Source organism: Nitrospirota bacterium, from assembly GCA_016219645.1.
Classification (GTDB): Bacteria; Nitrospirota; Nitrospiria; order Nitrospirales; family Nitrospiraceae; genus Palsa-1315.
The window spans coordinates 112,095-137,685 of the sequence record JACRLR010000034.1; the positions used below are offsets into that span (position 1 = coordinate 112,095).

Consider the following 25,591-nt stretch of genomic DNA (forward strand, 5'->3'; position numbering starts at 1 on the left):
ATTATTACAGCCTTTCATCGGGCATCAGCGTTTCTGCAGCCCCGGCTGAGCAATCTTCGCATGGGCTTCAGCCAGACGTTCAAGCTCCTGAGCCGATTCGGCATAGTACTGGGAGAGCGCCCGGGCTCCGCTGACCCAGTCCGATTGGGGGCCGAAAAGATGCTCGTACCGGAGCGTGCTCTCGGCATATCCGGCGGCCTTTTCACGCAGATCCATGGCCTGTTCTCGGTAGTAGCCGACAATTGCCGCCTGATCATGCGATGGATCGAAAGAGGTCATTTCGATCGTCTCGACAGAAGACGGTGCGCAGCCGGCAGCGCCGAGCAAACAGAGTACGGTTAGAACACTCCATCTGACCTGGCATGACAATCTCGTGCTCGCTAGATTGTTCATAGTATCCCCCCCCCCCCCGAGTAATCCCTGCGCCACTCAGCATCCTCAACGCTCTTGGGGTCGGACACCTCTGTGGTAGCCCCATTCGACTCGACCGGTCATCCGGGACTTCATTTTTCTGTTAAGGCCCCCTCCTCACAACCTACTGCGCGCTGGCTCTGTCTGCAAGACTGCGTAATGAACTGCCCCGCGCGGCTCCCATGCCCTCTTGATTCGCCCCTACTGCCCCCTGTACGGTACTCTGTCGTATTCTTTGGGGTTCCCTCCAAGACCACGAAATATTGTACAATCTCTCCGTATCGGGTGGCGAAGAGGACAAGCGGGCAAGGAACTTGGGTCGATGGGCGTAGTTGAAGAAGGGTCCGCGCTTGCTCAAGACATATCCAGCACGCAGCAGAGGTAATCAGTGAAAAGTAGGATGATGGTCGGAGTCTGGCTGTCGGTTGTCCTGTTGGTACCGGGCCATCTTGCGATGGCAGCGGAAGTTCAGCTCCATATTCCTCCGTTGTTTCAGGAACGGCCGAGTTGGTGTTGGGCAGCCGTGGGAGAGATGGTCTTCAAATACTATGATATTCCGGCTCTCCATCGTGCAGACTATCAGTGTGGGATCGTCCAGAGTAGAAAACTCTGCACCGAGATGCCCAATTGCGTGGACTGTGGGCTCTCCGCGGTAGATGAAGCTTCCGTAGTAAATCTGTTGGAGCAGTACCCTGCATTGGCGACAGAGGCTGGGAAGGCCAAAAACATCGCCTTGAGCGTTCAAGTGAAGGACGGGATCCTTTCCGAGGAGGAAGTAAAACAGGAGCTCGATGAAGGCCGCCCTATTATTGTCGGGCTGTCACCGAGGGGGTTCAAGGTCGATGGGATTCGTCAACATATGGCCCTTATCGTGGGCTACGATACGAGCTCCGGCGACCTGATGCTCACCGTAAATGACCCTTTCCCATTCGAAGATATGGTCTTTCTCTGGATTGGAAGCCCTTATGTCAACGCAAGAGCATCAGAAGAAGCTGAGGGACAATACGAGGTCGGGTACGAAGCCTTTCGTTCAAGGCTCAAGTGGACCAAGACGCTGTATCGGATGACATGCAAAGGCACCGGTTGCCCGCCCGATAATCTCCATGTCACGGATAGCTCGGCTGGAACAGATGACCGTGCCGTGGTTCAATCCGTACTCGAGGCATCAGCTGGAGACTTTACAGCGTTGCGAACTGGTCATAAAGCTGTCGAAGCAGCGATTGGGACAACCTGGCAGTCAACAGTGGCCTTCTCTGGTGCGAAACAGTGTGTGGTGAGGGACATGGACGGGTCGAGTGGAGCGAGATGGAGTTGTCAATTCAGATTTCCCGATAGATCGGAAGCAGACAAGGCGGTTGTGGACATCGTAAATCGCTTGCGGAGCAGCCTGCCTGAAGGTTGGATCGGAACGGACCTCGATGTGGACTCTGAAACGGAGGTCTACACCAAAACAGATAAATTCTCTGCATCGAAACCCGGTAGTCATTCAGCGATTACTCTCTACTTCATCGACACGAAGAAGGATGGGAAGGTCAAAATTTATCTCTCGGTCGAGAACAGGTAACGGTTTGGCCAGGGCCGACTATGGTTGACCGAATGACCGGTAATTTCTCCGGAGTCTGGGACAGTTGAGGATCGGCTACCTGATTAGACTCTTCAGGAGCGCCATGAAGTCGTCGTGATCATCGGGGGGAGACGGAGGGGGAAACCCATTTATCGGACCACCGTCGACTTCATCAGGCTGTCTGCTTGAGGTGGAGAGAAGCCCTGGTATCCGCGATGGCGCTCCGCGAGTTCTAATACGGAAAAAGGCTGACAGTCGACCATTTCCGGCACCGTGAAGATTTGGCGTAGCTGGCCACCGCGAGCGCCAACGATCTGACCGGCGAAGATCACGCCCTGTGCTTTTAACCGTTCCATTGCCTGCTCGATGTCTTCCACACGCACCGCCACATGGTGGAATACGTGATCGCCGAAAGTCTTGACCCAACCAGGGATGATGCTGGTACGGCCTCGAGCATCGGAATAGGCTTGATCCACAAAGAGCGCGGGATAGCCGACTTTCCTATAGACCTTCGCATACCAGTCTTCATACTCGATCGTTTCACTGTACGCATATCCGAGCTTTGTGAATTCCTCCGCACGCCGGTCAATATCCATGGTCCGTAGCGTCACGTGGTCTGCGACGGGGTAGAAGCCGACTCCCGCCTCATCCAGCAATCTCCGAAGCACCTTGGCCGCCCGATTCTTCGACACATAGTCCTCAATCATTCTCGCGAGCAGCGCATCAAGTTTGGCTCCTTGGTCCATGGTGTGGCTCCTTTCCTACGAGTGCAAGGTATCGGTTACTTACCGATCAGGTCAGGGGTAATAGGAGACATTGTGCCGGGTGCTCAAAAAGGCCGCCTTCCGACTCCTTATCGTTTTGCTTAAAGGGACTGGCCGAGGCTGCTCTTTACTGCGCGCAACGTTTTCACCCGCCCACCCCGAGCGCGCAAAGACGCGCCCTTGATCCAAGCGAGCACTGTTTCATCGTGCGTGTTCTGCGAGCAAGAAGGGCACCTGGCCGTTCCCTTCTTCTGCTGGCGGACTTTTCGGATTCTGCTAAGAGCCGAATTGGATGCCCTGCGCCAACGGCAAATCGTCACCCCAGTTGGTCGTGTTGGTCTGCCGCCTCATATAGGCTTTCCAGGCATCCGAGCCAGCTTCGCGTCCGCCTCCTGTTTCCTTTTCCCCGCCAAAGGCCCCGCCGATTTCCGCCCCTGACGTCCCGATATTTACATTGGCAATCCCGCAGTCGCTGCCGGCGACGGAAGTAAACCGCTCGCTGCTTCGCAGGTCTGCCGTGAAAATTGCAGAAGACAAGCCTTGAAGCACCCCGTTCTGTAACGCGATGGCGTCCTCAAGTGCCTCAAAAGGCATGACATAGAGAATCGGTGCAAAGGTTTCGCGCTGGACGACGGGCCAATGGTTCTCCGCTTTCACAATGGCCGGTTCCACGAAATAGCCAGGCTGATCCAAGATCCGCCCACCGTAGAGGACTTTCCCTCCGGCCTGCTTCGCCTCCTCGAGAGCCTTCCGATAGGCCTCGACCGCGGTGCGATCGATCAGAGGACCCATGAGTACGCCAGACTCCAGTGGATTGCCGATGCGGATCTGCTTGTAGGCGGAGACCAGCTGGGCAACCACCTCGTCGTAACGAGACGCATGGACGAACAGTCGTCTGGTCGTCGTGCAACGTTGACCGGCAGTGCCGACCGCGCCGAACACGATGGCGCGAATCGCCAAGGAGAGATCAGCCGACTTATCCACAATGATGGCGTTGTTTCCGCTCAATTCCAAGAGTGTTCGCCCCAGCCTTTGCGCGACGGTCGAGGCCACAACTCGTCCAACCGGTACGGACCCGGTGAAGGAGATCAACGGAAACCGGGTATCCCGGACCAATGTCTCCGCGATGCTCTTCTCGGCCGTCACGATCAGGGAGAAGATCCCTCGGTAGCCCTGCTGCTCCATGACTCGGTTGCAGAGGTGCTGCACCGCGATCGCGCAGAGTGGCGCTTTTGGCGAGGGCTTCCATACCACTGTGTCTCCGGCGATCGCAGCCAGGAAGGCATTCCAGGCCCACACGGCGACGGGAAAGTTGAAGGCGGTGATCACGCCGACCGGTCCGAGCGGATGCCATTGTTCCGACATCCGATGCTGCGCTCGCTCAGAGTGCATCGTTGTTCCATACAACATGCGCGACTGGCCCACGGCAAAGTCCGCCATATCGATCATTTCCTGCACCTCGCCGTCCCCCTCTGCCTTGATCTTGCCGACTTCGAGGGATACCAGCGAGCCAAGCAAATCTTTATGCTGCCGCAACGACGCGCCGATCAACCGGACGAGTTCTCCCCGCTTGGGAGCCGGGACGAGCCGCCATTGCTGAAATGCTGAGATGGACTCCCGTACAATATGTTCGTAGTCATCGGCTGAACAGGCTCGAATCTGTGCAATCGTCTCGCCGGTTGCCGGATTCACGGATGCCAATTGCGAGGTGGTCTCACCAGATGCCCACCAGTGGGCACCAGTGCTGCCACCCGCGTTGATGGCACTCAAACCCAGTCCCTTCAGAATGTCCAAGGTCGTCATCATCGGTAGCAGGCTCCAAACCGGTTATTGAGCAGGTCTTGTAATGGAAATGATTCTTGAGTCACGAATCCCCGATACTGCCCGGGCGTCGCGAGCACGAGGTCCACGACCGCACAAAAACTCGAGGCAGTCGTCATCTGTATGGCGGACCACAGTTTCCTCTTAATGCATTGGGGATAGATCTTCTTCACGTAGTTCTCCTCGAACAAGGCACCTTCCCGCTTCCCCATGACGGAGGCATAGATCAGCACGACATCTTGGAGCGTCTGGGGGATCGCCCGTTCGAGGATTCGTTTGAGTGTCTCACGGTCCTCATTCAGCTTGAGATCCTTCATCAACAGGTGGATTTTCTCGCAATGCCCCGGATATCGTAACGTCTTGTAGTTCATAGTCCGGACTTTTCCCGCATAGGTATCGGCCAACGTTCCCAATCCTCCCGACGTGTTAAACGCTTCGTACAGGAGTCCGTCCACCTCGATCGTCTCATACCCTTCGAGAGGCAGGAGTGGAACCTTTTCCCCCTCTTCGATCCCATAACAGAGGTTGCCGTACTCGTTGATCAGCCCATCGGTGGACCAGGTCAGCGAATACTTGAGCGCATTGCTGGGATGAACCGGCAAGGCTCCCACCCGCATCTTGACCGTATCAACCTGGTCGAAATGAGTGATGAGGTCATGTGCCACGATACTGATGAACCCGGGAGCCAGACCGCATTGCGGCACAAAGGCTTGCGGTGAGTCGGCGCCCAAGACTTTGACCTGATTGGTGACCTCGACATCCTCTGTCAGGTCAAAATAGTGAAGCCGGTGTTCGCGAGCCAATCCGGCCACGACGGGGTTACAGAAATAGGGGAGGTTTGAAAGGACTGCATCAAATCGATGCGACGTCAGATAAGCGCTCATGGAATCAGGATGCCGGACATCCAGAAGGAGGGGGGTCACTCGCGAGAGACCGAGGTCTTCGACAAGCCGTTTTGAGGCGTCGAGGCTGATATCGCCCAGACTGACGTCGTAGTCTCCGCTTTCCGATAAGAGGCATGCGACCAGAGAGCCGATCTTTCCCGCGCCAAGCACAAGGACACGATACATGATCTGCCTCGCTACCTGTTTAGTATACTCCTGAAGGCCCACATATTTTGAGCAAAAAATCGTTATAACCCATTGATCTTCCTTAACACATCCCCCGTGAAGTCGGGAAGCACTTTGTGATACGATTAACAGCTAAGTTTAGGAGTAGCTGGTATGTTGCGCATGCCTTCACGAGTCGTCTTTCCGTTCGGCTATCGAATCTCGGTGCGCCAACTTTCCGATAGCGATATGGACAGTCGAGACCCGAATGCCGACGGGATCTGGGACGACGCCACAAAAACGATCTATCTTCGCAAGCGTTTGCCTGTGACCAGACGACGCTATATTCTTGCCCACGAACTTGGACATGCCTGGCTGGACTGGCAACACCGGCATCTGGATAACGGGAAGGCCAAAACCTAGCAGGATGCTGAAGGAGTCTGCGTCAGCTACTTTCTGAAGTAGGGTGACAGAGTGTTTTCACAGCCGCGAGCGGGCAAGAAAGGGGGTTACGCTACTGTTTCTCCGTCTCTGTCTTCATCTTCTCGAAGACGCCCAGCGGCGTATAGAGGGCATGACGCCAGCTCATGGGCCCGAAGGAAAAAAATGTATAGGCCCAGATCGCGATATCGGTCAGGCTGCCCCATTCAAACTTTCCCTGCCACATAGGGAGCAGGGCGAGCGCAATCCCTACCAGCCCAGCTGCACGAAGTAAAACACGTCCTGCAGTCAATCGGAGGAGAGATAGTATGCAGGCTCCTATGAGGATGCCGGCAAACAGGTCTGACACCAACAGTTGACCTGAGGTGCCCTGCGCATTCAAAAAATGTGAAATTCCCAACCACACCAGGAGACCATGGAAGCCCCACCAGGTGATCGTCCCAAGAAGCACATCCCGTTTTGCGGTTTCCATCGAACAGCCTTCGTCTCACCCAGTTACTCGCGACCATTTTCCCGCCCGTGGGCGTGATCCTACTCTTGCTGTCCTGGCCCAGCCTGCTTAGCCTTGTGCAATATAGCAGAACGGACTGTGAAAAGTGGTGCAATTCTCCCATAGCCTGCTAGCAGGCTGTTGATAAAGTCCGCCAGCGGCGTTCTCGCCGCGCTCAGAGGCTCAACGTACTACAGAGAGTACGCGCCTCGCCTCGTCGCTTGCTGCGGCCTTGCTGGACGGCCTTTCTGAACAGCCTGCGATGGCTTCTGAACGGGTCTGCGAGTATCCAGACCTTGCGTGACCGTTCTGCTCAAGTAGTTTGTCAACACCCTGCTGGACGGTTGACTCCTAGGCCGTGGTCCCTGCGCTCCACGCTTCACGAGCGACGGGCGCGAAAGTTTTCGTAGCGGCGGACCGGTGAGGCAGCAGAGGCGCTTATGAATATTGGGGGTGAGATATCCGTGTCCGAGCCTGTTCGATCGTGTGCAACAGCGCTTGATGGGTTCGACATCCCACAACGAGCTTGGCATCCGAAATCGTCACCGGCCTATAGGGTTTTACAAACCGGTCTTTCAGCCTGGCGATTCGAGCCACCGACTGGTCTAAGCGCTCGATGGAAATCGAGCCTGATGCCGCCGCCTTCTCCACGGCTTCGAACGCGGCGATTTCCCGGTTCCTGTCCTGACAAATCAATAAAACATCGCAGCCGACCAGCACCGCACGAATCGCCGCATCTTCCACGCCATAATGGTCGATGATCGCGTGCATTTCCAAGTCATCCGTCAACACCACTCCGTCATACTGCAGTTCCCGGCGCAAGAAATCCGTAATGATGGCCGGCGAGAGGGTAGCCGGCAATTCAGGATCGAGAGCCTGATACAGCACGTGCGCGGTCATCATTGACGCGACGCCCTGCTTGACGGCCCGGCGGAAGGGTGGAAATTCGACAGCCTCCAATCGTTCCCGCTGTGCCTCGACCACAGGAAGTTCTTTGTGAGAGTCAGTGCTCGTATCACCGTGACCGGGAAAATGTTTCCCACAAGCCGCGACTTTGTTTTCTTGCAGCCCCGCCACCGTTGCCGACCCCATCTCACAGACGACATCCGGGGTCGCGCCGAACGAACGATCGCCGATGACCGGATTGTCCGGGTTGCTGTTCACGTCGAGTACCGGCGCCATATTCATATTCACGCCAACCGCCCTCAGTTCTTTGGCAATGGTGGCCGCGGCGGAGTAGGCCAATTCGGCCGAGTTGCAACGGCCCAACAGGCCACAGGGAGGGAAAATCGTAAAGCCCTTCGGCAGACGGGAGACCCGGCCACCCTCTTGGTCGATTGAGATTACGAGAGGCGAATGGGGGCTACAGGCTTGTAAATCATTGGTCAGGTCGACCATCTGTTCGACGGATTCAAGGTTCCGCGAGAATAGAATCACACCGCCCGGCTTGTACTCTTTGATGAAAGAGGCCAGATCGGGCGTGACCGATGTGCCCAGAAACCCGACCATGAAGAGCTGTCCGATCTTATCGCGTGAGGTCATGAAATCCTTCTAACATGCTGTTGATAAAGTCCGCCAGCTTCGTTCTCGGCTCATCGAAATCCTCAACGTACCCCGGAGGGTACGCCTCCGGTTTCGACTCGCCTGCGGCCTTGCCGGACGGCCTTTCTGAACAGCCTGCTAAGGCAGTGGGTCTAACGCTTCTTGATATATTCCGTTCGTGCTTCGACAGGCTCAGCACGAACGGTGTGTAAGGCTATTTCTGGCGCACTGCACTAGATACTTCGATCGATCAGGTATTGCACCAGTAACCTGGTGCCGATCCCTGTGGGGCCCTTTGGAATGTAAGCCCGTTCCCGCTCACTCCAATCCGTGCTGGCGATATCGATGTGTACCCATGGGCAGTCCCCCACGAACTTGCTCAGAAAGAGCGCAGCGGTGATCATGCCGCCGCCACGACCACCGATGTTGCGCATATCGGCGACATCGCTCTTGAGTTGTTCGAAATATTCCTCCCACAAGGGCATCTCCCACACCCGTTCACCGGCCTTTTGTCCCGACTTTCTGATCTGCTCTTTGAGCTTCTGATCAGTCCCAAACATTCCAATCGCGAACTGGCCGAGCGCTACGACGCAGGCTCCTGTGAGCGTTGCAATGTCGATCAGGGCTGCAGGCTTATACCGCATTGCATAGGCGAGGCCGTCGGCCAGGATGAGCCGGCCTTCTGCATCTGTGTTCTGTACTTCAACGGTCTTTCCCGACAGCGTCCTTACGATATCGCCCGGCTTCATGGCTCGGCCACCAGGCATGTTTTCCGCTACGGGCAGGATACTGATGAGGCGCAACGGAAGCTTGAGTCGGGCTGCCGCACGGATCGAAGCCAGGACCTCGGCCCCTCCCGTCATATCGGCCTTCATATGTTCCATATTCTCGGCAGGTTTCAGCGAAATCCCACCTGTATCGAAGGTGATTGTTTTCCCGACGAGCACCACCGGGCGCTCATCTTTTTTCTTGGCTCCGTTGTATTCAAGGATGATGAACTTAGGCGGTTCCTGGCTCCCGCGCGCTACGCCGAGCAGCGCACCCATCCCCAAGCGCTCCATCTCGTTCTGCTCGAGAATCTTGATCGTGATTTTCTCAGCCTTGGCAATGGATTTTGCTTCTTCGGCGACTTTCGCGGGGGTCAGGACGTTGGAGGGATGATTACAAAGGTCCCGGACAAAGGCGGTGGCTTCTGCTGTGGCGACGCCGCGCCTGATTCCCTCGGTCACCTGCTGCAACAACCCCTTGTTTGGGATGATAATCCTCATCTCCGCCACGTCTTGCCCGGATGCAACCTCGCTTCGATAGACAGTAAATTGGTAACTGCCGAGGATCGCTCCTTCAACCATCGCTTGCGCCACCCCGACCCATGACATTCCGGGGGGTGCCACCGTCGGTAGTAGCACCGAATAGGCTCCGACCTTCGCCTGGCGGACGCGCTTCACGGCTGAACCCATTGCTTGCCGGATCTTTTCTAGCGTGACTTCCTTTTTCTTGCCCAGCCCGGCCAGCACCAACCGTTTCGCCGGTACTTTGTTGTGCGTGTGATACAGCAAGACGTCGTTGGCCTTGCCTTCAAATTCTTTGGATTGCATCAGCTTGCTCAACGAACCTCCGAGGGCCCGGTCAAGCGGGGCTGCATCCTGTTTGGCCAATCCCTCTCCTTCACAGTGAGTGAGTACCAGTGCCTCGGCAGCTGCGGTTTCCGCTCGCTCAACCTGTACTGTGACTTGCATGATCTTCACACTGCTCCTTCGTTTTCGTCGCTCGTTATTTGCGAGTCGCGCCTGTCGCGCACAGGTTGCCTTTCTCGCTCACAATTCACACCCCTCGCATGTCGGGTGCCCAGATATATTTATGCAACTGTATCTGGAATCGCACCGGGAGCTTATCGGCCAGGATCCACTCTGCCAGCTCACGCACATCGAGCTTGGAGAAAACCGGACTAAAGAGGACCCTACTACGGGTGGCTAAATCATACTGAACAATAATCTCGCGTGCCCAGTTGTAGTCAGCTCGGTCGGCCAGGACAAATTTCGCCTCGTCTTTGACTGCCAAATGAGACAGATTCGGCCAGTGCATTCGATCTGTCATCCCGCTCCCTGGACACTTTACATCCAGAATGACATGCACGCGCGGATCGACCGGCGCAATATCCACGGCGCCGCTGGTTTCAAGGAGGACCCTGTAGCCTGCATCACAGAGTCTGGCCATGAACGGGAAGCACTCAGGCTGCACAAGCGGTTCCCCTCCTGTGACCTCCACGAGAGGGCACCCATAGTCCCGCACCTGTGCCAGGACCTCATCGATCGAGCGTTCTTCCCCTCCGTAGAAGGCAAAGTCTGTATCGCACCAGGTGCAGCGGAGCGGGCAGCCGGTCAGTCGTACAAACACACAAGGCTGTCCTGCGTAACTCGACTCACCTTGAATGCTATGGAAGATCTCGGTAATGCGCATACATCAAGACGTGAAGCGTGAAGCGTGAAGCGTAAGACGCAAGCCGGAGAGCCATGGAAACTGTATGACCGGAAAACCGGTTGGCAATGAACGAGTCACGGCGTTATTTCCATATTGTGACAGACCAGCCTTGTTGTTGCGCCGTGCGAGCCATTCCCCGGATCGGGTTGATTACGAGGGGGTACCCGACCAATTCAAGAATGTCGCGATCGCCCGGGCTGTCGCCATAGGCGTAGGACTGTGTTAGGTCGAGATTCATCTCCTTGGCATGGGCGAGGATCAGCTCACGCTTGCCGCGCCCATAGGGGAACGGGGGAATCAATGCACCGGTATAGACTCCGTCCCGTTGCTCCGGCTTGGCCGAGAAAACTGTGGACACGCCCAAAAACTCTGCAAGTGGACCCACTAAAAAATCAGGCGCGCCAGTCACAAGAACTAGCTGGTGACCGGCCTGTCGATGTTCCTCTAGTCTCGCGCGACCCTGGAGCGACAACTTGCCGAGCATCTCAACCTGACAGAACTCCCGCGCATAGGATTCAATATCTGCGGGACGCTTGCCGGTCAAATACACTTTTCGTTCCCGGAGCGGGTGCAGGGAGAAGGGAGGTACGTGCCCCGCCAGCCAGGCCGCACTCCGGGTCAACTCACTCCATCCCACCAAACCACGTCGCCAGAGAAACCGGAAGAATCCTATCTCGCTGGCCTCTCCCGGCAGGAGCGTATTGTCGACGTCGAACAGTGCTGCGACGGACCCCTGTGTCCGTCGTTCAGCGACATCATCGAGAAGCGCGGATGTCAAAATGTGGCGACTCTGCACGTTGTTGGGGGTCCCGGTGAGTATGAGCCGTCCGATTCTACTGGACCCTCCATTGATTGACAAGGATTTTACCCCACTTCTATAATGCGGCTCCCTCTGGCTGTCACGCGTCGTTCGTGAGGCGTGAAACGTCTGAATCCGGAGATGAACGACGCTTCACGAGATACGCTACGGAAGAGGTCGCCGAAGTGGTGAAATGGCAGACACGCACGTTTGAGGGGCGTGTGGCGCAAGCCGTGCGGGTTCAAGTCCCGCCTTCGGCACCAAATTCAACAGGCTCGTTCCCTTTCCCCCTTAAACAGGCCCCTGGCACATGATGGCGCGTCAGCGCTCCCTCCCGGTTCAGCAGCTTTGTGAATCCTCACGGCATCATGCGAGGATCTATCCTCGATCTCGCCGCCTTTTCGAACTACGCAGTCATCTCACGTGGCCGTTGCACGTGGCAAGGAGTTGCACATGAGCTGTATCGATCATCTGTCGGAACTTGAAGCCCTGCGGTTGCAGGTGGCAGATTTGACGCGCGCACTTGCCGAGCGAGACCAATCGCTGAGCCCCGAACGTCATCAGCCTGAAGAGACGATACAGAATTTCCGCGAGCAATCACATCGCTTACGTGCCATCGTCGAGGGTATAGCAGCCGAAACCGGGGATGAGTTCTTCACGTCACTTGTCAGGCACTTGACCTCGACGTTGCATGTACAATATGCGCTCATTGGGATCGTGAATGAAGGCCAGCCTAAAGAGATCCGCACCATTGCGGTCTCGGCTGGAGGCGCCCTCGCCCACAACTTCGAATATGACCTGGCCGATACTCCTTGCGCCACGGCGCTGACAGAGACCGTTGCCTGTTTCGACCGGGATGTCCAGGCAACGTTTCCTCAATTCCAACGTTTGGCAGATCTCGGGGCTCAGAGCTATTGCGCGGTGCCGCTCCGGACGAAGGGCGGTGCAGTCGTTGGCTTGCTCGCCGTAATGGATACAAAGCCGCTGCAACAGAGCGACGATCTGCAATCCCTGTTGGGAGTCTTGGCCCCGCGGGTTGCGATGGAGTTCGAGAGAAGGCGAGCCGAGCAGGAACGTATCCAGGCCCTGGCCGATTTACGCAATGTGGTAGAAACCGTTCCTGACATCATGTTCACCCTCGACATCCAAGGCAACATGGTGAAATGGAATCGTCGTGTCGTGGATGTCACGGGGTACAGCCAGGAGGAATTGTTGAATAAGCCCGCATTGGCCTTTGTTCCTCAGGAAGAACAGACTCGCACGGCGGCGGCGATTCAACGGGCCTTCACGGAAGGGTATGCCGAACTTGAAGGTCTATTGCTCACCAAAGACAGCCGGACCATCCCCTATCACTGGACCGGCGCCGCGCTCAAAGATCCGCAGGGCCAGATCATTGGCATCACCGGGGTCGGGCGGGATGTGTCTGAGAAAAAACGGGCGAATTCGCTTCTTGAGGCCACGACTGATTCCATCGAAGAGGGTCTGCTAGTCATAGACCGTCAGGGCAAGGTGACCAGTATGAGCCAGCGGTTTTTGGAGCTGTGGCGGATTCCTCAAAACCTCGCGGATCGCCGTGAGGACAAAGCCCTGCTGGCCTTCGTACTGGAACAGCTCCAGGAGCCTGAGGCCTTCCTGTCCAAGGTGCGGGAGTTGTATGCGCATCCGGAGCAGGAAAGTGTCGACATGCTGCTATTTAAGGATGGACGGGTGTTTGAGCGCTATTCGCGTCCACACCTCCTTGGTGGAGAGATCGTCGGCCGGGTCTGGAGCTTCCTCGATATCACCGACCGCAAGCGTATCGAGGAAGCCCTGCGTGTGAGTGAAGAACGTTTCGCGCTGGCTGTAGAGGGATCCAGCGATATCCTCTGGGATGCCCATCGGCTTCCCGGTGAGCCCTGGTATGCACCGCAGACACCGATCTGGTGGTCTCCACGAGTCCGGGAATTGCTGGGCTTGGAAGCGTCAGAACCTTTCGAGACTCTCGAGCAATGGGTGGTAAGACTTCATTCCGATGACAGGGATCGTGTGTTCGGCCAGCTGACTGCGCATATCGACCACCGAGTCCCGTACGATGTCGAATACCGGCTGCGCACCAATCAAGGCGACTATCGCTGGATTCGGGGGCGTGGGCAGGCGATGTGGGATGAACAGGGAGAGCCTCGTCGCATGTCCGGCTCATGCCAAGACATCACCGACCGCAAGGCCAATGAACATCTCTTAGCCGCAGAGAAGCGCGTCTTGGAAATGATGGTCACAGATGCTCCTCTGCAAGAGGTTTTGACGCTGATGTGTCGAGTGATCGAGGAGCTTTCAAGGAAGGCGCACTGCTCCCTTCTGCTCCTCGATCGTAACGGACTTCACTTGCGCCATGGCGCCGCGCCCAGTCTTCCTGAGGAGTATGTCCGTGCGATCGACGGTGTGGCGATTGGCCCGACCGTCGGCTCCTGCGGAACGGCAGCCTTCATGCGACAACAGGTTATCGTGTCGGATATCGCTCACGATCCGCTATGGGCCGATTTCCGCGACCTCGCCCTTCGCCACGGCTTCCGGGCATGCTGGTCCACGCCCGTGATATCCTCCGGCGGCACAGTTTTGGGTACGTTCGCGGTGTACTATGACGAACCGAAGCAGCCGACCCGCGCTGATTTGCAGCTCATCGAATGGGCGACGCAACTCGCGTGCATCGCGATCGAGCGTAAGCGGGCGGAGGAATCGCTCCGCCAGAACAGGGCGCTTCTGCAATCGTTCGTCGAACATACCCCCGCAGCGGTCGCTATGTTGGACGAAAATCTTAAGTATGTTGTGGCGAGCAAGCGGTGGTGTCAGGATTACCGGCTGGGGGACCGCGATATCATCGGCCTTCACCATTACGACGTATTTCCCGAAATCAGAAAGATGGAACATTGGCAGGCTATTCATCGTCGGTGTTTGGCGGGCGAGATCGTACGGAATGACGAGGATCGATTTTGCCGAGAAGATGGGAAAGAAGACTGGCTTCGCTGGGAAGTTCGCCCTTGGGTTGATGAATCGGGCTCGATCGGTGGAATTATCATGTTCACGGAAGTCATCACCGATCGCAAGCAGGCGGAAGAGGCGCTGATTCGCAGCGAGCAGCAACTGCGCACGGTGCTCGATGCGCTGCCGGTAGGTGTCTGGTTTACCGATCAATCAGGCCAGCCGGTCCTTTCCAATCCCGCCGCCAAGCAGATCTGGACCGACATCAAACAAGTCGGGATCGAGACAACCGATGATAATTCTGGATGGTGGGAGACGGTCGGATCATCGGACGCATTCCATCGCTGGGCCTTGAGCCAATCGCTGACAAAAGGAATTCCTTCACTGAACGAAACCCTTGATCTCGAATGCCTCGATGGAAGAATAAAGACCATTCGCAACACGACCGTTCCGGTCCAGGACCCAGGCGGCAACATTCTTGGCGCGATCGTGCTTAACGAAGATATGACGGCGCTACGGCAGATGCAGGGGGCCCTCAAACTGACTCAATCCTCTGTCGACCATGCAGTCGAGGGGTTCCTGTGGATCGACTCAGATGCCAGGATTCTGAACGTCAACGACGCGACTTGCCGTATGCTGGAATACACCCGCGACGAACTGACGACCATGACGGTGCACGACATCGACCCGAATTTTCCTCAGGAACTCTGGCCGGCCCATTGGGAAGAATTGAAGCGGAAAGGGTCCATGACGTTCGAGTCGAAACATTGGTCGAGAACCGGACGGGTTCTGGACACGGAAGTCACCGTGACCTGTCTGGACTACGAGGGGAGACAATACGGCTGCGCCATCATGCGGGATATCGGAGAGCGCAAGCGGGCGGAAATAGCACTGCGCCAGAGCGAAGAACGGTATCGGTCGCTGTACGACGAAACTCCGACCATGTACTTTACGTTGACGCCAGATGGGACGGTGCGCTCCGTCAACCGATTCGGAGCGGATCAACTTGGATACCAAGTGGAAGAAATTATCGGGCGCTCGGTACTCGACATGTTCCATGAAGACGATAAGAAAATGGTTGCAGCTAAGCTGACGGAGTGTCTCGAGACTCCGGGCACTGTCAGAGAATGGGAATTTCGGAAAGTGCGGAAAGACGGGCATACCATGTGGGTTCGGGAAATGACCCGTGTAGGGCAATCTTCTACCGGAGAGACCATCGTGCTGGTGACGTGCGAGGATATCACCGACCGCAAGCGCATGGAAGATGTGCTACGTCAACGAGAGCGCGATCTGCGCGCCGCGGTTGAGGAACGAGAGCGGATCAGCCAAGATCTGCATGATGGCATCTTACAGTCACTCTTTGCTGTAGGCCTCGCCCTCGAATCAGCCAAATCGAAGATGCCCCCACGTATCCGCAAGACGTCCGGCGCGCCACTTGATCAGGCTATTGATCAGTTGAATCGTGTCATGCACGAGATTCGGAATTTCATCGCAGGGTTGGGCTCGGACTTGCTCAAGGGGAAGAACTTACCGGCAGCGTTGCAGCAGATGCTGGGCTCACTGACACAGACCTACGCTACGCGTGTGCGCCTCGCGGTCGATGAGAACGTCACGCGGAGTCTATCGGCTGAACAGTCTCTGCACCTGCTCCTTGTCATCCAGGAGGCGGTCAGTAATTGTATCAGGCATGGACGTGCGCAGGAGGCCACGGTGTCGCTCAAGATGTTGAAGCAAGGTGTCCGGCTGAGCATTCGCGATAACGGCAGTGGATTCAACCCAATGGTCGCCAGGCAAGCCGGGCATGGGTTGACGAATATGGCCGCCCGGGCCCAAAAAATGGGAGGGCGGTTTAGCGTGGTTTCGAAGATCAACGAGGGAACACGCGTTGTTGTGGACCTGCCGAACGAGGCTGCCCTTGTCCCCCGCTAAGACCATACCGATTCGCCTGCTTCTGGTCGACGATCACGAAGTCGTTCGTATCGGTCTGCGAGCCGTCTTGCACAACAACCACGGTATTACCGTCGTCGGTGAAGCAGGAACCAAAGTCACCGCGGTGCGGGCAGTCAATCGACTCCGACCGGATATCGTCCTGATGGATGTTCGACTCCCTGATGGCTCGGGGATCGAAGCCTGTCGTGATATTCTTGCCAAGTATCCCACAACACGAATCATCTTTCTCACCTCTTTTACCGACGATGATTCTGTTTTGGCAGCCGTGCTGGCTGGCGCGCAGGGCTACATCCTCAAGAATATTGACTCCAGCCTGCTGGTTCGATCGATTCACTCGGTTTGCAAGGGGCAATCGATTCTGAATCCTGCTGTCACCCAACGGGCGCGGTATTGGATCAAAGCCCAGCCGACTCTAGCCGGCTCGGTGCAGCGACAACCCCTTTCTCCTCAAGAAGAGCGTGTGCTGGCATTGGTCGCGGAAGGGTTAACCAACAAAGAAATTGGGGCCGCACTGCAACTCAGCGACAAGACGGTCAAGAACTATCTCGCCAACATGTTCCAAAAACTGCGTATCTCACGCCGCGCCCAAGCTGCCACCTTCTTTGTCACACGTAAAATCTGACTGCTCGCCTGCGCGTCACTCGCTGGTCTTTCTGGTCTGTCTCGTCTATTCCGTCGGTCTAGTATTTCTAGCTGTTCGGTTCCGCCAACCAGAGAGACCAGATGAACCAGACAGACCATTCCCGATGACGAATTGTTCGTTTGCCCGCTCACCCGTGGAAATGGTACAGTTTGCACGTCTTCTCAGCAATGCACCGTGCGCAAGGATCCGAGGTCCAGAGGCATTCACTAAAGCCGAGGCATGATGCCGTCAGTTCTTGTCGTCGATGACGAAGACCAACTCCGTCAATTGATTCGAGAAATATTGGAGCAGGCCGGCTATCAGGTCACGGAAGCACGTGATGGGAAGGAGGCTGTTATACAGTATAGGCTCGCGCCGGCCGACGTGGTTATTATGGACATTCTCATGCCTGAGCAGGATGGCCTGGAGACCACCTCCACGTTGCGACGGGAATTCCCGAACGTGAAAATCATCGCGATCACCGGCAGCAGTGAAATGATCGGTATTCTCAGTTTTCTCGACGTCGCCAAAATGTTGGGGGCCCACCGCGCGCTTCAGAAACCCTTTGAGATGCAGACTCTCCTCGACACAGTCCAGGCTGAATTGCAAACCTAGCCTGTTTCAACTTACCTCGCTTTTCCGCAAGCCTGCTCGCCCAGCATCGGTGAGCTTGACCGTGAGTCAGAGAATCGCTAAGGTGGGGCTCGGTTGAAAGCCTGCATCCGGCCAGGGAGTTGTGGGAAAGGGCCCACATACATATGCCTCGTGTCAGCAGAGGACCACAATCACAACGGCGAGGGACGTATCATTCGCATCCCTTGGTGGGGGTGTTGGGCGGAAGCAAATCCGATTTTCCAATCTTAGAAAAGGCCGTTGCGATCCTGACGGAGCTTGGGATTCCACACGAATGGATGGTCGTCTCCGCGCACCGGACACCGGATCGCTTGTTTGCCTATGCAGAACAGGCTCCCGGACGGGGGATCGAAGTCATTATTGCCGGTGCAGGAGGGGCAGCCCATCTTCCTGGGATGCTGGCTGCGAAGACGCACTTGCCGGTCATTGGTGTTCCGATCCCGACGGAGAATCTTCGCGGGCTCGATTCGCTCCTCTCCATCGTGCAAATGCCAAAAGGGATTCCCGTCGCTACGGTGGCTATCGGAGGGGCCGAGAATGCCGGTTTGCTTGCGGCACAGATTCTAGCTGGACGGTATCCGAAGATTGCCGCCCGCGTGAAATTATTCCGCCGGGCACAGACGGACGGCGTGCTCCAATCTCCTGAAGCGAAAGGCCTGGTAGCTGGAACAAGAGGTCCCAGCCGTCCAAGTCGCAAGTCGTGAAATCCGTAGTTATTGAGCCAGGATCTGTCCTGGGCGTGCTGGGCGGAGGACAGCTGGGCGCCATGTTCACCATGGCGGCACGCCGTCTCGGCTATTCCGTTGCCGTCTGGGACCCAGATCCGGGTGCGCCCGCCCATCCTGTTGCCACGTACAGTTTCCCCCATCCATTCAGTGACCAGGACCTGACTGGGCGATTTGCCGACTTGGTCAGCGTTGTGACCTATGAATGGGAAAATATTCCGGCGGATCTCTGTCAAGTGTTGGAACAGCGGAAGCCGGTTCGTCCCTCCAGCGCGGTTCTGAGAGTGATTCAGGATCGTCTCGAGCAAAAGGGTTTTTTGGCCTCCAATGGATTTTCCGTTCCTCCCTTCGCCGGCCTGACTGTTCCCGATCAACTGACGAATGCAGTCTCGCAGGTTGGGTATCCAGCCCTCTGCAAAACTGCAACAGCCGGTTATGATGGCAAGGGACAATGGAGGATCCTCCAGGAGTCCGACGTCCGGGTGGTAGAACAAGCATTGTCGGAATCTACTCGCCCTGGCACGCGATGGATCGTGGAGTCCTTGGTGCCGTTTGAACGGGAACTCTCGATCCTGGTGGTCCGTGGAGCTGACGGGCAGAGCTGCACATACCCGTTGGTTGAGAATGAACATGAAGAGGGGATACTTCGAACCACCAAGGTGCCGGCCCCAGGATCTTCAGCCCTGGCTGAGCGGGCGGCTGCTCTTGCGCGTGATGTCGTTGATCGGCTGGGAGGGGCTGGGGTGTTCTGTCTCGAATTATTTCAGCTGCCAAGCCGGGAACTGCTGATCAACGAGGTTGCCCCGAGGCCCCATAACTCAGGCCATTACACACTGGATGCCTGCAGTGTCTCCCAGTTTGAGCAGCAGGTTCGTACCACCACCGGCATGCCGCTTGGCGAGGTGCGGCTGCTGAGCCCGGCAGTCATGGTAAATCTTATCGGAGACGACGCCACAATGCTTCTGGAGGGTACAGGCTGTCGAAACCTCTTGGATGTTCCCGGCGCAGTACTGCACCTCTACGGCAAACGCGCCATTCGCCCCCGTCGCAAGATGGGGCACGTTACGTTTCTTGGCGAGACGCTCAGCCTCGCCCTCGATCGCGCGAAGCAATTTCGTGACGGCCTGCACAATAGCCGCGCCCTATCCGCATAGAACCTTTCGTTTGGCCTATTCTTCCCCTGTGGCACCAGACGGGCCTCGTCGTCGCTTCCGGGGAAGTCCAACCAGTGAGCTTTCTTGGCCATCCCGCACCGTTCTCTTTTGTGACCTGTTGGAGCGATCTGGACTCGAAGTTTAACCATTTCGCGCCATAGGCCACGGGAAAAACGCGGTTTAGTCCTGTTGAAGTATGGGTACGAGACTTGCTGTATTTTCAGCCTTCGGTCGCCCGAACAGGAGGTCATACGGATGAGTAGCCTCACTCTCTCCTCTGAGTACCACGTGGAAGAGCCAGTGGCAGACTCCTGCCATGGCAGTATGATTTCGCGGCAACGATATGTTGTGCTTCAGTCGCTGGTCGGCGTCATGTTGGCATATCAGTTGTTGTCCTCTGTCGATCTGATCGCAAGTCTCCCGACATGCCTGGTGATCATCGGCGGATTAGGGACGCTGGTCCTCTGCCTGTGGTATGTCCCGCTCGCAATTCTCCAGGCAGCCTGGTTCAGCGGGATACTGATCGGGATCGATACGGTTCTCGTGACCGCGACGATGTTTCTTTCGGGTAATGTCCAATCTGAACTCTATCTGTCCTATTTCGTCCTCATGCTCATTGCCGCCTCCGTGCGCAAGATTTCCCATATCATTGCCTTGTCTCTGTTGCTCTGTACCGGCTATGGCATGATCCTCTATCAAGGGATCGTCCAAACCGGGTCATTGTCGCCCGGGCATCTGCTGGGCCTACCGGTCTTGTTGGTGATGGCGACGTTCTACGGACTCGCCCTGCAAACGATTGGAACCGAGCAGCAACAAAAAACACTCCTGCTGGGGAATATTGAGGCTCTGAGACAAACCGAACAGGCCTTGCAGGCATCGCGCGATCAGTTGGATGCCCGTGTCAAGGGTCTCAAGGGAGAGCTCTCGCGGGCGAATGAGCATGTCCAGCAGGGGAAGAGGGAACGACAGGGCCTTGAACAGCGATTGCAGGAGGCCCAGAAGATGGAAGCGATCGGTCGGATGGCCGGGGGTATCGCCGACCAACTGAGCAAGCTTGTATCGGTGATCGGGAGACAGACGGGAGTGGCCCTCTCTCGCCTCAAGTCGGACGACCCGCTCTATGGGGCGGTCGACGACATATTTCGAAGTGGAGAGCAGGCGGCAGTCCTGACCGCTCAATTGGCCGGCGTAGGCTTCCAGGACGGCCAAGTCCGGCAGGTGCTTTCGGTCAGGACCCTGCTGGAGGAGATCCAGGAAGTGATGAGGGGACTGCTCCCGGCATCCATTGATTTCAGCATGGCCGTAGACGATGCGCCGATGGAGGTCGAGGTTGATCGTGAAGGACTTGAACAGGTCCTGCTTCATCTTGCGGTGAATGCCAGGGATGCCATGCCAACCGGCGGTCGCTTGCGGATCGAAGCGAAGCAATCATTGCATGATCGTCGTTCCGAGGTGCTGATTCAAGTGACGGATACAGGAAGCGGAATGAGCCTAGAGACGCAGTCGCGCATGTTCGAACCCTTCTTTTCAACAAAGGAAATGAATGTGGGACTTGGACTCACAGCGGTCTATGGCATCATGAAACAGAGCGCAGGGGAAGTGGAGGTCGTTAGCCGGCCAGGCGAAGGCACTGTAGTGCGAGTGACGCTTCCCCTTGTACGGCAGGGCCGGCCGCCTGTTCCATCTATCCCAGCCAATTGCTCAGCCAAAGGCCAGGAAACGATTCTGTTGGTGGAACCGAATGAAATCGACCGTAAGCTCGCGCTCTCCACATTGTTGCGTCATCGCTATCAGGTCTTGGAGGCGAGTTCGCCGGTTGAAGCCTTGCTCCTCACGCAGCATCATGCTGGAGCCGTTCATGTGACCGTGACCGGTTTGATGATGCCGGAGATTGGCGGGCGTGATTTAGCCCGACGGCTGCTGAAGCAATATCCGTTGATGAAGCCGCTCTTCGTGTCCGGGTATGACGATGAAACGATGGTGTCGCATCGACTCAATCCGCGGTTTCTCTTGAGGCGCCCCTATCGACAGGCCGGCCTGGTGGAAAAAGTTCGTGAGTTGCTCGATGGGTGAGGACCGGACGGTTTATTTGGTTTGTTTTGTTCATTTAGTTGATTTTGTTCAACCAGACAAACTAGACAAACCAGATAAACCGGGCTAGCCACCCCATCGGTTTCTGCGGCTCGGAGCAAAGAAGCGCACGTTCGGTCGTTTGAACAGACCAATCAACGCCATCCCCGCCACAAATCCTCCGATATGGGCGAAGAAGGCGACGCCTCCGCCGGTGCTGCCGATGCTCATTCCTCCGCTCAACAGTTGCATCACGAACCACATGCCGAGGACAACGCCGGCTGCCACCCTCGTTGTACCCAGGCCCGGCATGATCACCAGCACGGTGGCTCGCGGGAACAGCAGCACATAGGCGCCCAAGATGCCGGAAATGGCGCCGCTCGCTCCGACCATGGGAATAGCTGAGGATGGATCGGTCAAGGCATGGCTCAGGGCGGCCAGAATTCCGCAAGCAAGGTAGAACCCGATGAATTTTGCATGTCCCATGACGTCTTCGATATTGTTGCCGAAGATCCAGAGGTACAGCATATTTCCGATAAGGTGCATCCAGCCACCGTGGAGGAACATGCTCGTGATCAACGTAGCGTAAGCAGGAATGGGTAAGGCCGTTTCAGAGAGGTCGGCCTCCCCGAATAGGAGGGCCGGGATCGCCCCGTACTGGAACACGAATGTATTATCAGGGCCGACAGGCAGGCTGGCCTGGTAGAAAAAGACGAGGACGCAGGCCGCAATAAAGCCGACTGTGACGACCGGGGTCAGCTCCGTTGGGTTGTCGTCGTGCAGAGGAATCATAGAGCTCTCGGTAAGCGGAGACGACCGTTATTTGGTTTGCTTCGTTTGTTTGGTTAAACAAGGCCAACTAAATAACAAGACAAACCAGATCAACCAGGAATGCGGCGACGGTCGACAACTGATCGGGGGAGTGCCGGGTTATCCGGCAATGAGCCATCGGCTCCGAGGGCGACTGAAAATCCCGCGGCATGCGTATGGCCTCCACCGCCGAAGGATGCCGCAATAGTCCCCACGTCCGTGCCGTCCTCTCGCGAGCGCATGCTGTAGTAGCGTCGTCCGTCGCGATCGTGCCATATGACGCAGAACGGATGCTCCGCAGAGAGCTGTTCGCCGATCTGACTGGTCAAGATCGCGCTGTGGACCGACGGCACGATGGCACCATGAAAGTCGATCAACATGGCCTGCGCCGCGAGCTTGCTCACGAGCTCGTTTTCATACCGTAGGATAGCTCGCCCTTCCTGCTCCAGTTCGTTCTGCTTGAAGCGATTCCACAGATGATAATCGAATGGATAGGAGGCGACGGCCGCATTGATTTCCCGGCTGGAGGGGAGGGCCCATGTCCAGAGGTCTTTGTCCTGAATATACTCGAGAAGCCACGGCGTCGGCTGATCGTGTGCCCATTCCCATGCCAGGACCGCGCCAGACTTTTTCATGTCGAAATAGGCATAGGGAAGGCCGGCAAGGGCTTTCTCTGCGGTGATGTGATGATCGAGCACGAGGAGTGCCTGAGTCTGAGCGGCGAGGAGTTCCAGCGTTTCGCAGGCATAGCTGAAATCCACGATGACGACTCGTTGGCCTTCCAGCCCTGTGGGAGGTGGATTGCCGTGTTTGACAGGAATAAAGCGGGCCGTGGGGAATCGATTCCATAGCGCCCACGCAGCGCCGAATCCATCTGCGCATTCCGCGTGATAGAGCACGACAGTGGGGGGGGTAGCGAATGGGTGATGTGTACGGGAGCCAGCCATCGATTCAGAGCATACCACGACCCTCCGCTGAGACTAAAGTCTCTTTGCGGTAAGAGTCATAGTGCGTTGAGGTGATCGATCAATTGGCGCAAGCGACTCGCGCTTCGACGGTTTGAGGTAAAGGCCAACCGAGGCAGGTTCGCCAAATCCGGCTCGTCTAGTTCTTCGGGGAGCGGCCCTCGCAGCACGAAGGTGCCCTCGGATAACAGATCGCCAAAGGTTTCATGAAGGCCGGCCACCTGCTCGGGGGAGATGCTCGATGTCAGACGGATGGCCAGGAATCGGCCTACGTATCGAATGGAGTGAAATCGGCGGTAAAAATTCCTGATCTCATCGATCGCGTCATCCACAGATGTGGTGATTTTGAACAGGCTGAGATCTTCGGGGCTGATCAGTTGACGGGACAAGAGTTGGCCTGTGATGAAGGAGTACCACTCGTCCCAATAGTCGCAACCAGGAGCCTGGAGACACACGATCGGCTGGGGGTCGCTCTTGCCGGTCTGGGCAAGGGTTAAGATTTCAAAGCCTTCATCATGTGTTCCGAAGCCGCCAGGGAACAATGCGATGGCATTGGCTTCTTTTTGGAAGATGAGTTTTCTGGTGAAAAAATATTTGAAGGTGACGAGCTTTGGATCGTCTGCGATGGTGGCATTTGGACCCTGCTCGAAGGGCAGCATGATATTAACCCCGAAACTGTTCTCACGTCCGGCGCCCTCTTGGCAGGCGCGCATGATCCCATCGGCTCCCCCGGTGATGACCATAAACCCTTCCTCGACGATCTGACGGGAAAACTGGAAGGCCATCTGGTAGTTCGGGTCATCCAAGGCGGTGCGGGCCGACCCGAAGATGCTGACCTTACGTCTATTACGATAATCATGAAAGACGCGGAAGGCATGACGCAGTTCTTTTACGGCGCGGTTGACGATCTTGAGGTCCAGTACATCCAAGCGAGCTTCGTGGAGCCGAAGCGTTCCAGTGAGGAGTTCCTTCATGATCGAGGCTTGCAGATCATCTTCCGGACTGTCCAGCAGTAGGCGAATTTGGTTGAGGAGCGCCTCGTTGGAGGGAAGGGGACGGGAACGGGTCTGGGAGGTGTTCATCTGGTGATCCATGTGTTGTTATTGTTTTCTTCTAGGCAGAAAAAATTCTATCAGCTGATCGCCTATTGGTCAAAAGAATGGCGCATATGTGTGAGGTTTGCCTGGATGACTCACCCAGCATGAAGATCGGACGAGAGGCAGTAGAAGCCTTCGTGAATAATGCGGGCTAGGCGCGGTTGGGTAGGGGAGGCATAGTTTGAAGTGCCCAAGCTCTGATACGCGCAAGGTCGCTTGACGAAAGGTCAGTGAACTGAATGTCGACATGCCAGATACAGGCTCCGCTCGACAGTTGATCGGTTTCTGCATCATGAATTTTGCTGGCTAGAACCCTTCCACGGATGGTTAAGGGGGTATTTTGGCCGGAAATGGAAAACGCCAGGACAACGTTCGATTTTGGCGCGAGCTTCGTTGTCATCTCGACCAACGTACCGACATGGTTAAGCTGGGTGATCATGGCATTAAAGTTTAGTCCCGGTGCAGAGGCCTGTCCGACCACGCTCACGACAACCGGGATTTTCGTGTCACGCCTGGTTGGCGCGAGCATCAGGTTTTGTGCACTGAGTACCCCGACCGGTTGGTTTTGTTTGGTGACGATCAAGAGAGAGGCCCCTGTCGCGACCATGAGTGTCGAGGCTTCTGCCAGGACCTCATCGTACTCGATGAACTGCACCGGGCGTGTCATGATTGTCCGGACTTCGATGTCGTGCGGTTCGAGACCCTGAGCGATGACTTTCTTCACGATGTCGGTCGGCGTCATGAGGCCGAATCGGGTGTCGGTATCTTTGACAAGCAGGCAGGGGGCCTGTTCTCGTTCGAGGAGCAGCGCTGCCTCGCTGACAGAGACGTTTCCAGGGACTTGCACGACACCCGGTGTCATCATATGGGCAACCATAGTAGATAAGAGATGTGTCGGCTTGAAGGGCCTGTCATTGTCGTTGAGCATGGGTTCGAGACCTCCCCCGAGTCGCGCCTGCACGATTCGTGAGGGTTTCGCCTCCAGCGACGTAAGCCAAGTATAGCAGATGGGGCTTCCTGGCCCGTAACCGGGGCTTCCCTTGTCAAACAAGGGGTTTGGCGAATAGACTAGGCCAATTGTTCGCGCAGCACAAGGGGGGATCGGTGGTTTGTAATCCCAAAATGATAATGTCCGCTTTCGCCAAGATAGAAATGTCCTCTTCACTGATAGACTGCCCGCCCTCACAAGGAGGGCCGGATGGTCAGAGAGGACAGGGTCATCATGAGTGTGAAGGAACTCAGGCGGATGGC

General features: G+C 56.5%; 21 protein-coding genes and 1 tRNA gene. 9 read left to right on the forward strand and 13 right to left on the reverse strand.

Annotation, left to right across the window (positions count from 1 at the left end; all coding sequences use genetic code 11):
- Positions 1-24: 24 nt before the first annotated feature.
- Entirely contained in the window at positions 25-393 is a 369-nt protein-coding gene (locus HZB34_12990) for a hypothetical protein (GenBank protein ID MBI5316876.1), read from the reverse strand.
- 418 nt (positions 394-811) lie between these two features.
- Here HZB34_12990 and HZB34_12995 point away from each other — a divergent pair, with 418 nt between their 5' ends.
- Positions 812-1,975 carry a C39 family peptidase gene (locus tag HZB34_12995; protein MBI5316877.1) on the forward strand — a complete coding sequence of 388 codons (1,164 nt, stop codon included), beginning with the start codon at positions 812-814 and terminating at the stop codon, positions 1,973-1,975.
- A 149-nt stretch (positions 1,976-2,124) separates the two neighbouring features.
- On the opposite strand, the gene HZB34_13000 is transcribed toward HZB34_12995, so the two are convergent.
- From HZB34_13000 to HZB34_13010, 3 genes are all read right to left on the reverse strand, one after another.
- Positions 2,125-2,721 (reverse strand): VOC family protein, encoded by a 597-nt coding sequence (locus HZB34_13000; protein ID MBI5316878.1) that lies wholly within the window; start codon positions 2,719-2,721, stop codon positions 2,125-2,127.
- Positions 2,722-3,015: 294 nt separating this feature from the next.
- Positions 3,016-4,533 carry an aldehyde dehydrogenase family protein gene (locus HZB34_13005; GenBank protein MBI5316879.1) on the reverse strand — a complete coding sequence of 506 codons (1,518 nt, stop codon included), beginning with the start codon at positions 4,531-4,533 and terminating at the stop codon, positions 3,016-3,018.
- A gap of 8 nt (positions 4,534-4,541) precedes the next feature.
- Positions 4,542-5,630 (reverse strand): saccharopine dehydrogenase NADP-binding domain-containing protein, encoded by a 1,089-nt coding sequence (locus HZB34_13010; protein MBI5316880.1) that lies wholly within the window; start codon positions 5,628-5,630, stop codon positions 4,542-4,544.
- A gap of 153 nt (positions 5,631-5,783) precedes the next feature.
- On the opposite strand from HZB34_13010, the gene HZB34_13015 reads away from it, so the two are divergent.
- Entirely contained in the window at positions 5,784-6,032 is a 249-nt protein-coding gene (locus tag HZB34_13015) for an ImmA/IrrE family metallo-endopeptidase (protein ID MBI5316881.1), read from the forward strand.
- A 91-nt stretch (positions 6,033-6,123) separates the two neighbouring features.
- On the opposite strand, the gene HZB34_13020 is transcribed toward HZB34_13015, so the two are convergent.
- From HZB34_13020 to HZB34_13040, 5 genes are all read right to left on the reverse strand, one after another.
- On the reverse strand, positions 6,124-6,522 hold the full coding sequence (locus HZB34_13020; GenBank protein MBI5316882.1) for a hypothetical protein: 399 nt from the start codon (positions 6,520-6,522) through the stop codon (positions 6,124-6,126).
- 456 nt (positions 6,523-6,978) lie between these two features.
- Positions 6,979-8,082 carry a beta-N-acetylhexosaminidase gene (gene nagZ, locus HZB34_13025; GenBank protein ID MBI5316883.1) on the reverse strand — a complete coding sequence of 368 codons (1,104 nt, stop codon included), beginning with the start codon at positions 8,080-8,082 and terminating at the stop codon, positions 6,979-6,981.
- A 233-nt stretch (positions 8,083-8,315) separates the two neighbouring features.
- On the reverse strand, positions 8,316-9,827 hold the full coding sequence (locus tag HZB34_13030; protein ID MBI5316884.1) for a leucyl aminopeptidase: 1,512 nt from the start codon (positions 9,825-9,827) through the stop codon (positions 8,316-8,318).
- A 76-nt stretch (positions 9,828-9,903) separates the two neighbouring features.
- Positions 9,904-10,539, reverse strand: coding sequence for a 7-carboxy-7-deazaguanine synthase QueE (queE, locus tag HZB34_13035; protein ID MBI5316885.1), 636 nt, complete (start codon positions 10,537-10,539; stop codon positions 9,904-9,906).
- Positions 10,540-10,642: 103 nt separating this feature from the next.
- Positions 10,643-11,338, reverse strand: coding sequence for an HAD-IB family hydrolase (locus HZB34_13040; protein ID MBI5316886.1), 696 nt, complete (start codon positions 11,336-11,338; stop codon positions 10,643-10,645).
- Between the two features lie 200 nt (positions 11,339-11,538).
- On the opposite strand from HZB34_13040, the gene HZB34_13045 reads away from it, so the two are divergent.
- The 7 genes from HZB34_13045 (at position 11,539) to HZB34_13075 (ending at position 21,471) form a co-directional block, all read left to right on the forward strand.
- Positions 11,539-11,622, forward strand: a tRNA-Leu gene (locus HZB34_13045).
- 190 nt (positions 11,623-11,812) lie between these two features.
- Entirely contained in the window at positions 11,813-16,243 is a 4,431-nt protein-coding gene (locus HZB34_13050; protein MBI5316887.1) for a PAS domain S-box protein, read from the forward strand.
- Between the two features lie 4 nt (positions 16,244-16,247).
- Positions 16,248-16,886 (forward strand): response regulator transcription factor, encoded by a 639-nt coding sequence (locus HZB34_13055; GenBank protein ID MBI5316888.1) that lies wholly within the window; start codon positions 16,248-16,250, stop codon positions 16,884-16,886.
- Between the two features lie 243 nt (positions 16,887-17,129).
- Entirely contained in the window at positions 17,130-17,501 is a 372-nt protein-coding gene (locus tag HZB34_13060) for a response regulator (protein MBI5316889.1), read from the forward strand.
- A gap of 143 nt (positions 17,502-17,644) precedes the next feature.
- Positions 17,645-18,223, forward strand: coding sequence for a 5-(carboxyamino)imidazole ribonucleotide mutase (gene purE / locus HZB34_13065; protein ID MBI5316890.1), 579 nt, complete (start codon positions 17,645-17,647; stop codon positions 18,221-18,223).
- Entirely contained in the window at positions 18,220-19,398 is a 1,179-nt protein-coding gene (locus tag HZB34_13070) for a 5-(carboxyamino)imidazole ribonucleotide synthase (protein ID MBI5316891.1), read from the forward strand. Before purE ends, HZB34_13070 begins: the two co-directional genes overlap by 4 nt.
- A 255-nt stretch (positions 19,399-19,653) precedes the next feature.
- A complete protein-coding gene (locus HZB34_13075; GenBank protein MBI5316892.1) occupies positions 19,654-21,471 on the forward strand; it encodes a hypothetical protein in 1,818 nt (605 codons plus the stop codon).
- An 84-nt stretch (positions 21,472-21,555) separates the two neighbouring features.
- On the opposite strand, the gene HZB34_13080 is transcribed toward HZB34_13075, so the two are convergent.
- The 4 genes from HZB34_13080 to HZB34_13095 form a co-directional block, all read right to left on the reverse strand.
- Positions 21,556-22,260, reverse strand: a complete 705-nt coding sequence (locus HZB34_13080; GenBank protein MBI5316893.1) for a rhomboid family intramembrane serine protease — start codon at positions 22,258-22,260, stop codon at positions 21,556-21,558.
- Between the two features lie 89 nt (positions 22,261-22,349).
- Complete coding sequence (locus HZB34_13085; protein ID MBI5316894.1) at positions 22,350-23,225, reverse strand: hypothetical protein; 876 nt, start codon at positions 23,223-23,225, stop codon at positions 22,350-22,352.
- Between the two features lie 56 nt (positions 23,226-23,281).
- Positions 23,282-24,325 (reverse strand): TIGR00730 family Rossman fold protein, encoded by a 1,044-nt coding sequence (locus HZB34_13090; GenBank protein ID MBI5316895.1) that lies wholly within the window; start codon positions 24,323-24,325, stop codon positions 23,282-23,284.
- A gap of 166 nt (positions 24,326-24,491) precedes the next feature.
- The gene (locus HZB34_13095; GenBank protein MBI5316896.1) at positions 24,492-25,268 is read right to left on the reverse strand and encodes a CBS domain-containing protein; all 777 of its coding nucleotides are present in this window, start codon (positions 25,266-25,268) and stop codon (positions 24,492-24,494) included.
- Between the last annotated feature and the right edge of the window lie 323 nt (positions 25,269-25,591).